The sequence below is a fragment of the Algoriphagus limi genome (genome assembly GCF_024919275.1).
Lineage (GTDB): Bacteria > Bacteroidota > Bacteroidia > Cytophagales > Cyclobacteriaceae > Algoriphagus > Algoriphagus limi.
Genome location: NZ_JANWGH010000003.1, coordinates 769122 through 782699 on the forward strand (window position 1 = coordinate 769122; position 13578 = coordinate 782699).

Genomic DNA, 13578 nt, shown 5'->3' on the forward strand with positions numbered 1-13578 from the left:
CATGGAAAAGGAACTGAAATATGTGGATTTGGTTGAACAACCAATCTCCATGCACCCCAAGAAATTTGCCTTATGGCTATTCATGGTTACTGTAGTAATGATTTTTGCCGCATTGACCAGTGCCTATATCGTACGACAAGCTGAAGGAAATTGGCTGGAGTATGACTTGCCTGAAATATTCTGGGTTACATCTGGGATTGTCCTTTTGAGCTCAGTCTTTTTGCACTGGGCATATATTTCTGCAAAGAAGGATAATTTGCTGCAGTTGAGGATTGGAATGAGTATAGCTGTGCTGCTTGGAATTGCATTTTTGGTAGGGCAGTGGTATAGCTGGGTTGCATTGGTAGACCGTCAGGTTTTCTTTGTAGGCAATCCTTCAGGGTCATTCCTGTATGTTTTCACCGGATTGCACGGGCTTCACTTAATAAGCGGTGTGATATTTCTGATTATTGTATTAATTTCGTCCTTCAGATATAAAGTTCATTCCCAATCTATGGATACAATGGAAATGGCCACGACTTATTGGCATTTTCTTGGAGGATTGTGGATCTATCTCTTTATGTTTTTGCTTTTGAATCATTAATTTACCTGGTACAAATAAATAACATATGTCTGCGCATTCTACTGCAATAGGAGTTAGCTCGAAAAGGGGCACTTGGGGAGGGGGTAACGAACCTCTCAAGGCTAGTTATGGAAAACTGATGATGTGGTTTTTCCTATTATCGGATATTTTCACATTCGCCGCTTTTCTGATTAGTTACCTTTCGATTCGACTGGGCTATCCAGCCTACAATGGTCCTGCTGATTCATTCGTGGGATCAAACGAATACTGGCCTGTTCCTGAATTGGTTTTCGAAGCGGTACCTTTCCTTCATGGTTTCCATGCTCCCTTGGTATTCGTAGGAATTATGACCTTTATCCTGATCTCTAGTTCCGTGACCATGGTATTGGCAGTTGAAGCTGGACATCGAAATGATAGAAATGATGTAGTAAAATGGATGCTTTGGACCATGGTAGGTGGAATCACTTTCCTTAGCTGTCAGGCTTGGGAGTGGAATCACTTCATTCATGGAACAGACGCAGGTTCTATTATGACTTATGTCAACTCTCTCAGCCGAGAAGTAACGGAAACAGTTTTTGGGGCTAACCTAGTGGTTAACGAATATGGACCGCCAGCATTTGCTCAGCTATTCTTCTTCATTACTGGTTTCCACGGTTTCCACGTAACTATCGGAGTGGTCCTATTATTCTTAGCATTCTATCAGGCTGCAGTAGGAGTATACGATCGAAGAGGTCATTATGAAATGATTGAAAAAATCGGTCTGTACTGGCACTTCGTTGACTTGGTATGGGTCTTCGTGTTTACCTTGTTCTATCTGATCTAACGCATTAAAGAAATAAAGAAATGGAAATCCAAGATTCTAAATCTACTCTTCAGGTTATTCCTCGGAATAACGAAAAAATAAAGAAAATCTGGAAGACTGCTGGAATTCTTTTGGCTATCACTGTAGCTGAATTCGTCATGGCATTTACCATGGATAGAGGAATTCTGCTTTACGCCTTGTTCATAATTTTGACTATTTGGAAAGCAAAATACATTATGATGGAATTCATGCACCTAGGAGATGAAGTGAAACCTTTGTTTTATTCCATCATTGTTCCTTTGATTTTCTTGGTGTGGTTGCTGATTGCACTGGCAAAAGAAGGTTCAGACATCTTTATGATGCGCTGGTAGAAATAAATCAAAAAAGTGATAAAAAAAGTAGGTTGAGGTGTGACACTTCAACCTACTTTTTTGTTGTAAGGACATCATGAAAGGATTGAGAATTTTACAAGGATTAGTACTGGTGTGTATCTTGTTGATACCTGTTCTAATCATTCTATTTCTAAAAAATTTTGGGGAAAATAAATACGATTTACCCGTATTTTATGAAAATGGAGTGAGCAACCCATTTATGGAATGCCCTCCAAATGATAGCACTCAACATTACATTCCGGAATTCACCTTTACGAACCAAAGTGGTGAAGCTATAGGTAGAAAAGAGATGGAAGGGAAAATCACCATCGTTGATTTTTTCTTTACTTCTTGTCCTAGTATTTGTCCAATCATGTCCAAAGAAATGGAGCGGGTGAATGACATGTTCCGTGACGAACCTATGGTTCAAATCATGTCAATCAGTATTGACCCTACCTATGATACTCCTGAGGTTTTAATGGAATATGCGGAACGGCACAATGCTATTCCCGGAAAATGGCATTTTTTGACAGGGCCACCGGAAGAAACCTACGAATTGGCCAAATGTGGATTTGTTCTTCCTACAGTTGATGGCATGGGAAATCCAGATGATTTTATACATAGTGATAAGTTTGTCCTGATTGATGAGTTGGGTAGAATCCGTGGTTATTACAGCGGAACAAACAGAGAGGACGTAGATTTGTTAATGTTAGAAACAAAAGTGTTACTTCATGGAAAAAAGTAATTCCATTCTAAAGGATGAGTCCAAGGTTAAGAATTGGATCGTATTCGTTTCGGTATTAGTCCCGATTTTAGTTGCTGTTCTACTATTTATGCCTCAAAAAGTAAATGTTGGGGCTGAGTGGGTTTATTTCCTTCCTCATCTCAATGCGGTCATCAATTCGGCAGCTAGTATTGCCTTGATCTTAGGCTTGGTGTTTGTCAAGCGTAAAATGTACAATTACCATGGTGCAACCATGAGCGTAGCTTTTGTGCTTGGAGCTATTTTCCTAGTCTCCTATGTTGTGTACCATGGCGCTGCAGAAAGTACTCCTTTCGGAGGAGAGGGTTGGATTCGACCGGTATATTATTTTCTATTGATTACCCATATTGTTTTTGCAGCGGTGGCACTATTTCCAATTCTTTTCGCTTATTACTATGGATACACTGATCAGCGTGCAAAGCATAGAAAAGTAGTTAAATTTGCTTATCCGATTTGGTTGTATGTATCTGTAACCGGTGTAATCGTTTATTTGATGATTTCACCATATTACATTCATTAAGAAAATCCATTTGGGTAACTCAAAAAGTATGAAGTTAAAATTAGGCTTATTCATTATTTTCTTTTTTGGCTATCAGGTAGCCACTTGGGCTCAATGTGCAATGTGCCGAGCCTCTGTGGAAAATAATGTCAGCAATGGCGATGCCACTATCGGCGCAGGTTTGAATACCGGAATCCTTTATTTATTTGCCATGCCTTATCTAATTGCCTTAGTAATTGGCTTATTGTGGTATCGAGCTGCCAAAAAAAGAAAGTCTAAAATTGCAATCCGATAATTCTCTCAAGAGCAAAGTTTGAATCAAGACTTTGCTTTTTTTATTTTTAGAGTAAATGAGCTCAAATATCAAAAGGCTGATCATTCTGATCAGTGCCCTTTCCTTGCTTATCGTTTTGATTGCGAATTTCTTTTTCTTTCAAAAGAGCGAGGAAGAGGGATTTTATCAGGCAGTACAGGAGGAAATAATTCAGATCGATCGGGAATTTGATGAAGACTTTGTTCAAATTCTCATGGATGTTCGTCCTGATGAGCAATTGAGTTTTGAGCAAGTCGCTACACCGGATAAAAATCACCCGTTTTTTATTTTAAACGAACAAGGTCAACTCCTTTATTGGACGGATTTTTCCCTAAGCTTTGATGTTGATCAGGTTGATGTAAACAAAGAATATCAGGTATTGAAAGATCCCTATGGGACTTTCCTTTTGAAAACAAGAAAATTTACCCGAAATGGGGATTCTTATTTTGTAGTTCATGCCTTCCGATTATACTGGCCCGGTTCCATTTCCAATGATTATTTGCTGACAGGGGCAAATCGCCGTTTGTTTGGAAATGATCAAATCCGGATTTCTGAGCCTTCGGAAAATACCGCTTTCTTGGTCACCAACTCCGCAGGAATTCCTCTATTTGGATTGGATTTTGAATATGGATATCAACCTGCCGGAAGAATTGCTAATCCTGCCATTTTAATTTTCTTCATTTCTGTTTTCCTTTTGTACTTCATTTTGAGTTCAGATTTTGTTCTCAGAAAATGGCGAAGAGGTAGACGATGGCAAGCGATCGGCTATGGGGCTTTGGTCTTTTTTGCTTTCCGTTTGGTGATGCTTCTCTTGAGTTTTCCCGGATCTTATTTTAATCAAGAACTTTTCGACCCAACCAATTATGCCTCGTCCTGGCTTAATCCAAGTTTGGGAGACTTACTGATCAATACCTTGTTCGGCGTCTTGGTTGGCGGAATGCTTGCCTACCAATTTTCAACCCCGGTAGTTCAGAAAAAAATCAAGGTATTGGATACCAATCGAGATCACCAGGTTTTCTTTGGGATTTTTATGTTGATTTCATCTCTTGGTTTTTTTATTGTCTGGTACCTTCCTCAAGATCTAATTGAAAATTCCCAATGGTCCATGGATATTTCAGCTATTCCGACTTTTGGATGGTTTGAAGGAATTAGCTTTTTGATTGTCTTCCTTTGGGCTGGGGTCTATGTGTTGTTTAATCTGACCTTGGTCAGTCTTCTTTTTGAGCTTCGTTCTGATCGACGCTTTTTTCTAAAATATTTATTAATAATCGGAGCTCCTGTAGCCCTGATTCTTTTCCTTTTTTCGACATGGCTAGGTTTATCCTGGTTAGTTCATTTGGCATTCATTTATGCTATTATCCGACTAAAGCTTTATGATCATGTTTTCCGTTTAGGATTGAACACCTTTTTGACTTTCTTCTTTGCCAGCTTGATATGTGCCATCATCGCCGGACTGTCTACTTTTCAAACCGAGCGGGAACAATTGAACCAATCCAAAACCCGTTTCGCCAATCAGAATTTGATTGAGAGTGATGTGATGACAGAATTTTTCCTCGGTGAAGTTTTCGGCAGGGTACAAGCTGACCTTTTTATTCAAAACAGATTATCTGACCCCTTACTTTCCAAAGAACCGATTGAAACCAAAATCAGAAGAATTTATCTCGATAATTATTTTGATCAGTTTGAGGTAAATATTCGGGTTTTTTCAGCCAATGGACAGGATTTGATAAATACCCAGGATTCTAGAAGTTTTAATGAACTCCGAGACCAGTATATTAAGTCTGATTATTTGACCAGTCAGCGTGGCCTTTATTTCATTAGAGGAAATCAAGCGGATCAGGGAAATCAGTTTGTTGCCTTTATTCCGGTGATTCGTGATGGGAGTACCTTAGGGACTGTATACCTTGAGCTGAAGCAACTTCGGGTACAGCCGGGATCAGTTTATCCTCGCTTACTTTTGGATCGGGAGTTTAGTGATCGGCTTGATCCAGTCAGTTATGACTATGCTGTTTTTAGGGATGGAGAGCTCGTAAGAAATGTTGGGAATTTCAATTATTTAGGGTCAAGTCTTTTAAACCGGCTTGATGAGAGCAAACTCTTTCGATCTGGAATTCATGCAGACGGATATCACCACCTGGGAATACAAAATGAAGATGAATTGGTAGTAATTTCTTCTCCCAATAGGCCTTTCTCGTATTTTCTGGGTAATATTTCTCTCTACTTTGTAGTCTTTATTATTCTGACATTTTCGGCCATTCTCTTCAATGCTTTGTTGAAAGGGTATAAAAAGTGGGAGTTTAATTATTCTACAAAACTTCAGCTTTATCTCAATTTCGCTTTCTTCTTTCCGATTATCATTATTTCCATTATCACCATAGGTTTATTGGCGAATAGCTATCGGGAAGATCTGGACCGCCAATATTTTCAGAAGGCATATTTGATTCGTGGGAATTTGATCAATTTCCTGGGAAATAGAACCCCATCAGAAGTCAATTCAGAATCCTTGGATGAAGAGGTCGTAAACTTGGCAAATACAGTAGCGGCAGATCTTCATTTGTATGATTCTGCAGGGAATTTAATGGCTACAAACCGGCCGAATATTTTTGATAAAAAAATCCTTTCTACTCGGATTAATCCTTTGGCTATCTCGGCAATTGAGGAAAAGAATCAGGCTCAGTTTTTAGCGGAAGAACAAGTCGGGAGGCTTTCCTATAAGTCGGTTTATTTGGCGATCCCAGACCCAATAGGATCTGGTATTTCAGGGATTTTATCGGTTCCTTTCTTTGAATCTGAGTCTGAGTTGAATGCCCTCATTGCCGATGTATTGAGCAATATTTTCAATGCATTTGTGGTGATTTTTATACTCTTTTTGATCGTTTCTTATTTTGTTTCCAAGAATCTTACTTTTCCTTTTCGCCTACTTACCCAAAAGCTGAAAACCACCAATTTGGAGAATAATGAGCCCATGCAATGGGAGGCAAAGGATGAGATTGGTTTGCTGGTAAATGAATACAATAACATGCTTTCCAAGCTGGAAGCAAGTAAAAATGTATTGGCCTCTACTGAAAAAGAATCTGCTTGGAGGGAAATGGCAAAGCAGGTTGCTCATGAGATTAAAAATCCGCTTACTCCAATGAAGCTAACCTTGCAGCATCTGCTTCGACTGGAACAGGAAGGAAGATTGGATAATAATACCAAACTTCGAGAATCATTCGAGACATTGATTCATCAAGTAGATGCTTTAAGCGGGATTGCATCTTCCTTTAGCACCTTTGCAAAAATGCCGCTTCCGAAAAATGAACGGATGAATTTCAAAGCGGTACTTCTGAAGGTGATCAAATTGTTTATGAATGATGAGCGGGTGGAGATGACCTTTAAGGACGACTCCTACTCCGATGAAATTCCCATTAAAGGGGATGACAAACTGTTTGGTCGCGTAATTTCAAATTTGATTATTAATGGCATTCAGGCGGTGGAATCCGGTAAAGTTCCCAAAATCAATGTGTGGCTTTGGATGACAGATCAAGATGTCTTTTTAGAAATTACGGATAATGGAAAGGGAATTCCACCTGAATTGAGGGATAAAATTTTCATTCCAAACTTCAGTACCAAATCTACTGGATCGGGTTTGGGATTGGCTATTGCTAGAAGTGGAGTAGAGACTGCAGGAGGTAAAATTTGGTTTGAAACCGAAATGGGAGTGGGGACGACTTTTTATCTAACCTTTCCACTGACGGAATAAGGAGCTTTTGCTACCTTGAAGGAGAGGCTAAAAAGCTATGAGAACCTGGGTAATCATCTTGTCGCTACTATTTGGCTCAATTTTTCAATTGAGTGCCCAGGAAAAGTGCCGACAATTTTCTGTAGAATCCCTTCGCGCTGGAGTGGTTTTAGACTCACTTTCTATAATCGAGGAAAGTATTCGATTGCCCTCGGCTTTTGAAAAAGCTTTTTCTTTTGATCTCAGCAAAAATCAGCTTCAAGTAAGTATACCTGAAGATTATCAGGGAGATAGTTTGCTGGTATGTTTCCGAACTTTTTCTGTTCGATTTGATCAGCCTGTTTCGAGACGAACACTGCTGGTTGATTATGATTCTACCGCTCGATTTTATGATAATACAGCCCTTAGGCAAGAGGCTTTTGATTTTCGGGAAGAGCTTTTTCCGAGCACCAATTTGTATAAATCTGGAAGTTTGACACGAGGTATTTCAGTTGGAAATACTCAGAACGTTTTTGTCAATTCAGCCCTAAATCTACAATTGGAGGGAGAAATTGCTGAGGATCTTCGCATTCGGGCAAGTATAACCGATCAAAACGTCCCATTCCAGCCGGAAGGAAATACTCAGCAATTACAGGATTTCGACAATGTTCTAATTGAATTGTATAATGATGATTTCAATTTGGCGGCAGGGGATGTGGTTTTGCAGCAGCGACGATCGGAATTTCTTCGATACTATAAAAACGTTCAAGGACTGCAGCTCACTACCAACTATAAAAAAGGAAATTGGGAGGCAAGTACGCAGGGATTTGCTTCAGTGGCAAAAGGGAAATTTGCATCAATTCTTGTTCCTGCCATAGAAGGTGTATTGGGGCCTTATCGATTGACTGGGCCTAATAATGAGCGATTCATTATCGTAATGGCAAATTCTGAACGAGTCTTTGTGGATGGAAAACAACTTCAGCGGGGATTCAATGCTGATTATGTGATTGATTATAACCAAGCCGAAATCACCTTTACTCCTTCGGTACTGATTACCCAATATTCCCGGATTCGTGTGGATTTTGAATATGCAGAGCGGAATTTTTCCCGTTCGATTTTAGGGGCAAATCATTATCAGACTAATGGGAAGGCAGATTTTTACCTGAATTATTATCAGGAAAAAGATAATCGAAACAGGCCCTTGTTTCGGGAATTTTCTCAGGAGGAATTAAGCCTATTGGCAAGAGTGGGCGATCAAGTGGAGGAGGCTGTAATTCCTCGGATCGATAGCGTGGCTTTTGACCCGAATAAGGTTTTGTACGAAAGTGTGGTGGAATTGGATGGGGCAGGAAATGCTTTGGAATATTACCGCTACAGTACCAATCCTGAGTTGGCTCATTTCGAATTGGCCTTCTCTCTTGTCGGGAATGGAAAAGGAGACTATCGACGTGTAAATCAATTAGCAAATGGGACTGTCTTTGAGTATGTACCTCGGATAAATGGACTGCCGCAAGGTGATTATTCCATCTTGACCCAACTGCCAGCCCCAGATAGTAGGAGAATGTTGACAGCGGGAGGAAGCATAAAATTGAGCGAAAAGGAAAAAGTATACTCCGAACTGGCCTGGTCTGCAAGGGATAAAAACTTGTTTTCGGAATTGGATGATTCGGATAATCAGGGTTTGGGATGGAAAATTGGTCTCAATTCTGAAGATCGAAAATTGAAATTCATTCCCGAATATACTTTGCAAAGTCAGGTTGAGTTCGAGTACAATTCCAGGAATTTTTCATTTATTGATCGATTTAGATATATCGAGTTTGATCGGGACTGGGGAATTGATCCTTCCTTGGTAGCTCAGACTTCTGCAGCTGAGAGATTCCTTAAAGCCAATTTGGCTTTCGAGAAAAATGCTCAAAATAGATTTGATTATCAGCTTTATTTAAGGAATAGAGAGGGTGTGCTAAATGGGCATCAGCATACTGCAAATTGGAATGTAGAACTGGCTCAAAGGTGGAGGTTAAGGAATGAGTTTTTCTTATTGGAAAGCAATCAGGATTCTGTACGCTCTGACTGGGTTCGATATCTCGGTGAGCTTTCTTACCAATCAAAGATTTTTGTCCCTGGCTATCGTTTTTCCTTAGATCGGAATTCGGTACGAGCAATAGAGACGGACTCTGTTTTACGGACTGCGATGAATTTTCAGGAGCATCTACTTTTCATTCAAAACCAAGATAGCCTTAGACTGAAATTTCGGGCAGATGCAGCTTGGAGAGCAGATAAAGCCCCTTTTGAGGGTGATCTTTTGACGGATACCAAAGCCTTTACTGGAAATGTGAGGCTTCAAAAACAATGGTCCAAGCATAGCCTTCAATCGACATTTACTTATCGGAATCTTCGCTATGTGCTTCGAGATTTACCGGAGGAATTGACAGTGATGGGGAAGGTGGATTATTTTGGGAGCATAGGAAAAAATCTAATTCGGAATGAATTGAGTTATGCTTTAGGAAATGGAAGGGAGCTTCAGCGGGAGTATGTCTTTCTGCCCGCTCCAAATGGTGATGGTACCCATACCTGGCGGGATGATAATGAAGACGGGATACAGCAGTTGAATGAATTTTATCTAGCAATAAATCCAGAGGAAAAACTTTACATCAAGGTTTTTGTACCTACTGACACCTATGTTCAGGCCTACACCACGATTTTGAATTACCGTATTCAAGCGGGCTTTCCGAGAGAATGGCAAGAGTCAGGAGGCTTTAGAGGATTCATCTCAAAGTTTTCCAATACCTCCAGTTTAAGCGTTGAGAGAAAAGTCAGTTCCAATGAATTTTTGGATCGGATCAATCCATTCATTGGTTCTTTGGATAGGGAGGATATTCTTTCACTTCGCCAGGTCATTAGGTCAAGCTTTTTCTTCAATCGAGCTTCGGCAAAATACGGTTTGGATCTTTCCTTTTTTGATTCCCAATCAAAGCAACTTTTATCAGGAGGTTTTGAAGATCAGATCAATCGGGATTGGCGACTCAATTCACGCTATAATGTGGGAGGAGATTTGACCATTCGCGTGATGGGAAATAAAGGAGAAAAGCAATCCAGTTCAGATTTTTTAGATAATCGTAACTATACAGTGGATCAATTTGGGATAGGCCCGGAGTTGGCTTGGCAACCTAATCCCTCCTTCCGGTTTACGGCGAATTATAATTACACGCAGAAAAAGAATCTTGAAAACCTGGAATTGAATGAACGGGCTTTTCTTCATCAATCGGGTATGGATATTCGCTTTTCTAAAGCTATAAAAACCACCGTGACTGGATCCTTAAAATGGATTGAGATTGACTACAATGGAGTCGTAAACTCACCGGTTGGATATGAAATGTTGCAGGCTTTAACTCCCGGAACCAACGTGACTTGGTCCATCAATTGGCTTCAGAAAATAGGAAATGGGCTACAGTTAAACTTAGTCTATGAAGGAAGAAACTCTCAGGGCTTGGATCAAGTCGTCCATGTGGGGAGAATGCAGGTTTCTGCACTGTTTTGATAAAAAAAATATAACTTTGTTTCTTATAGATAGTTGTCATACTAACTATTAAATCACGAACAAAATATGCGAAAAAGCATCTTGGTTACAGGTGGAACAAAAGGAATCGGTCGGGCAATTTGTCTTCGTTTTGCCCAAGAAGGTTTTGATATTGCCACCTGTTCTCGAAATGAGTCCGATTTATCTGATTTAAAGGAGGAGTTAGAGAAAAATTTTCCTGAAGTTCGAGTGCTTGCTGAGGTTGCTGATTTATCAAAAAAGGAAGAAGTTCTTGCTTTTGCTGAGAAGGTAAAAAACTTTGCAACAATCGATGTGCTGGTAAATAATACAGGCGTATTTCTTCCAGGTGCTATTCATGATGAACCTGAAGGGAACTTCGAATTGATGATGCACACCAATCTTTTTTCTGCCTATTACCTTGTTCGTGCAATTCTTCCTGAAATGATTAAGCGAAAATCCGGTCATGTGTTTAGCATGGGTTCTATTGCAGGTACTACAGCCTATCCTAATGGAGGAAGTTATGCTATCTCGAAATGGGCTATGCTAGGTATGACTAAATGCCTTCGGGAGGAAATGAAACCTTTTGGAATTAAGGTTACATCCATCTTGCCCGGAGCTACTTACACAGCAAGCTGGGAAGGTGTGGATTTACCCTTAGAGCGATTTATGAAAGCTGAGGATGTAGCAGATTCAGTGTGGGCAGCCTACAACCTTTCCCCGTCCTCAGTTGTTGAAGAAATTACGATAAGACCCCAACTCGGAGATATTTGATATCATGGAGCCATTTATTCAATCCTCAGAAATTCAATATTGCGACAGCTTGACGAAATATAGCCGTCGAAAAACTATTCCTGTCCGTGTCGGTGATGTCCTAATCGGAGGAGATAATCCTATCGTGGTACAATCCATGACTACAGTTGATACCATGGACACTCAAGGTTCGGTAGAGCAATGTATCCGAATGATAGACAGCGGATGCCAACTAATTCGTATTACTGCGCCGAGTATTAAAGAAGCTGAGAATCTTCGAAATATCCGAAATGAGCTCCGTAAAAGAGGTTACCAAACTCCTTTGGTAGCAGATATTCACTTTACTCCAAATGCTGCAGAAATTGCAGCCCGGATCGTTGAAAAGGTTCGTATCAATCCCGGTAACTACGCTGACAAAAAGAAATTTGAGGTAATAGAATATACAGACGCGAGTTATCAAGAGGAATTGGAGCGAATTCGTGAGCGCTTCCTTCCTTTGGTGAAAATCTGTAAAGAGCATGGAACAGCCATGCGGATCGGTACCAATCATGGTTCACTTTCAGACCGAATCATGAGCCGTTATGGAGATACACCACTTGGTATGGTGGAATCGGCCTTGGAATTTTTAAGAATCTGCGAGGAAGAGAATTACCATGATATCGTGATCTCTATGAAATCTTCCAACACGCAGGTCATGGTGCAAGCTTATCGATTGCTTGTGCAGAAGTTAAATGAGGGTGGCTTCAAGCCTTATCCTTTGCACCTTGGAGTAACAGAAGCGGGGGAGGCTGAAGATGGACGAATCAAATCAGCAGTTGGAATTGGTACTTTATTGGAAGATGGTCTTGGAGATACGGTTCGTGTTTCTTTGACAGAAGATCCGGAGTTTGAAGCACCAGTTGCCAAAGCTTTGATTGATCGATATACGAATCGAAAAAATCATTCCCAGATTCAAGCTATCAACGAATATCCTATCAATCCTTTCGAACATACGAAGCGGGAAAGCAAGGAGATCTATAATTTTGGAGGACAAAATGTTCCTCGTGTGATCACGGATATTTCTCGTGTAGAGAATATTTCCGAAAAGGAAATGAAAGCTGTTGGTCATTTTTATCTTCCTGAATTAGACAAATGGAAGATGAATGATTTAGGCTGCGATTTTGTCTATTCAGGAGATAACCCCATTCCTTTCATGCTTCCTAATGGAATGCGGGAAATCCAGAATTTTGAGGTTTGGAAAAACACTCAGGATCAGACCAATAAGTATCCCTTGTTTTCATTGCAGGAGTTCCAATCGTCAGATGCCTTCCATGCTGAGTTGAATTTCTTGGAAGTTTTGGACACAGAAATTGAATCAGCGTCTGATTTGGTTGAAAACAGAAAAGATGTAGTCCTGATTCTGAAGACTTCCAATGCACATGGAATGCCAGCCATAAGAAGGGCTTTTGTCCATTTGATTCAGAAAAACAATTCTATCCCAGTCGTAGTCAAGGTAAGTTATCCAGATCAAACAGCAGATCAGACAATGCTTTATGCAGCTACAGATGTGGGTGGCTTGCTGGTAGATGGTTTGGGAGATGGAATTTTAATTTCCCTTGAAAAAGAAGGAGAGCATACCCGTGAGGAGGTTTTGGAGCAGATCAAATTGCACAATAATGTCTCTTTCGGAGTGTTGCAGGCAGCGAGAACCCGCATGTCCAAAACGGAATACATATCCTGCCCATCTTGCGGAAGGACTCTGTTTGATTTGCAGGAAACTACTGCGATGATTCGAAAGCGAACTGATCATCTGAAAGGTGTCAAAATTGGAATCATGGGCTGTATTGTAAATGGTCCAGGTGAAATGGCTGACGCTGATTATGGATATGTGGGATCCGGAAAAGGAAAAATCACCCTCTACAAAGGGAAAGAAGTGATTAAGCGATCTGTACCTTCTGAGAACGCAGTGGATGAATTGATTGAAATTATCCGTGCCGATGGAATGTGGACTGAGCCAGAAACTATTTAAGGTAGATTTTCTAGAAAAATAAACTTATCCACCCGCTTAGCTGTTGGCCAATTAAAGTGAGAAAAAATGGCAGAGAAAAATAAAGTCAAGGAGTTTTTCAAATTGGGAGAAGTAGGGAACTATTTTATCCGAGTATTCCAAAAGCCCGACCCCAATAAAAAAACAAACTTCAATCTTAGAATGATGCATGGAATCAATAAAATTTCCATCATCCTGTTTCTGTTCGCTATCATTGTTTGGACAATCAAGCGCTTGATGTAAGTTGAACATGA

General features: G+C 40.2%; 11 protein-coding genes. All 11 read left to right on the forward strand.

All coding sequences use genetic code 11. The features are described from left to right. The first annotated feature begins 1 nt into the window (after position 1). The 11 genes from NY014_RS15555 (at position 2) to NY014_RS15605 (ending at position 13567) form a co-directional block, all read left to right on the forward strand. Positions 2 to 583 (forward strand): cytochrome c oxidase subunit 3, encoded by a 582-nt coding sequence (locus NY014_RS15555; RefSeq protein ID WP_259415460.1) that lies wholly within the window; start codon positions 2 to 4, stop codon positions 581 to 583. A 25-nt stretch (positions 584 to 608) separates the two neighbouring features. Continuing rightward, positions 609 to 1385, forward strand: a complete 777-nt coding sequence (locus tag NY014_RS15560; protein ID WP_259415461.1) for a cytochrome c oxidase subunit 3 — start codon at positions 609 to 611, stop codon at positions 1383 to 1385. Positions 1386 to 1405: 20 nt separating this feature from the next. Beyond that, a complete protein-coding gene (locus NY014_RS15565; protein ID WP_259415462.1) occupies positions 1406 to 1735 on the forward strand; it encodes a cytochrome C oxidase subunit IV family protein in 330 nt (109 codons plus the stop codon). Between the two features lie 76 nt (positions 1736 to 1811). After that, on the forward strand, positions 1812 to 2480 hold the full coding sequence (locus NY014_RS15570) for an SCO family protein (protein WP_259415463.1): 669 nt from the start codon (positions 1812 to 1814) through the stop codon (positions 2478 to 2480). Then, positions 2467 to 3018 carry a DUF420 domain-containing protein gene (locus NY014_RS15575; RefSeq protein ID WP_259415464.1) on the forward strand — a complete coding sequence of 184 codons (552 nt, stop codon included), beginning with the start codon at positions 2467 to 2469 and terminating at the stop codon, positions 3016 to 3018. Before NY014_RS15570 ends, NY014_RS15575 begins: the two co-directional genes overlap by 14 nt. A gap of 28 nt (positions 3019 to 3046) precedes the next feature. Beyond that, positions 3047 to 3292 (forward strand): hypothetical protein, encoded by a 246-nt coding sequence (locus NY014_RS15580; RefSeq protein ID WP_259415465.1) that lies wholly within the window; start codon positions 3047 to 3049, stop codon positions 3290 to 3292. A 55-nt stretch (positions 3293 to 3347) separates the two neighbouring features. Then, on the forward strand, positions 3348 to 7052 hold the full coding sequence (locus tag NY014_RS15585) for an ATP-binding protein (protein ID WP_259415466.1): 3705 nt from the start codon (positions 3348 to 3350) through the stop codon (positions 7050 to 7052). 37 nt (positions 7053 to 7089) lie between these two features. Continuing rightward, a complete protein-coding gene (locus tag NY014_RS15590; RefSeq protein WP_259415467.1) occupies positions 7090 to 10548 on the forward strand; it encodes a DUF8818 domain-containing protein in 3459 nt (1152 codons plus the stop codon). Between the two features lie 66 nt (positions 10549 to 10614). Continuing rightward, positions 10615 to 11319 carry an SDR family oxidoreductase gene (locus NY014_RS15595; RefSeq protein WP_259415468.1) on the forward strand — a complete coding sequence of 235 codons (705 nt, stop codon included), beginning with the start codon at positions 10615 to 10617 and terminating at the stop codon, positions 11317 to 11319. Positions 11320 to 11323: 4 nt separating this feature from the next. After that, positions 11324 to 13306: a (E)-4-hydroxy-3-methylbut-2-enyl-diphosphate synthase gene (gene ispG, locus NY014_RS15600; protein ID WP_259415469.1), complete on the forward strand. Its 1983-nt coding sequence runs from the start codon at positions 11324 to 11326 to the stop codon at positions 13304 to 13306. A gap of 66 nt (positions 13307 to 13372) precedes the next feature. Beyond that, positions 13373 to 13567 carry a DUF6728 family protein gene (locus tag NY014_RS15605; RefSeq protein WP_259415470.1) on the forward strand — a complete coding sequence of 65 codons (195 nt, stop codon included), beginning with the start codon at positions 13373 to 13375 and terminating at the stop codon, positions 13565 to 13567. The last annotated feature ends 11 nt before the right edge of the window (positions 13568 to 13578 follow it).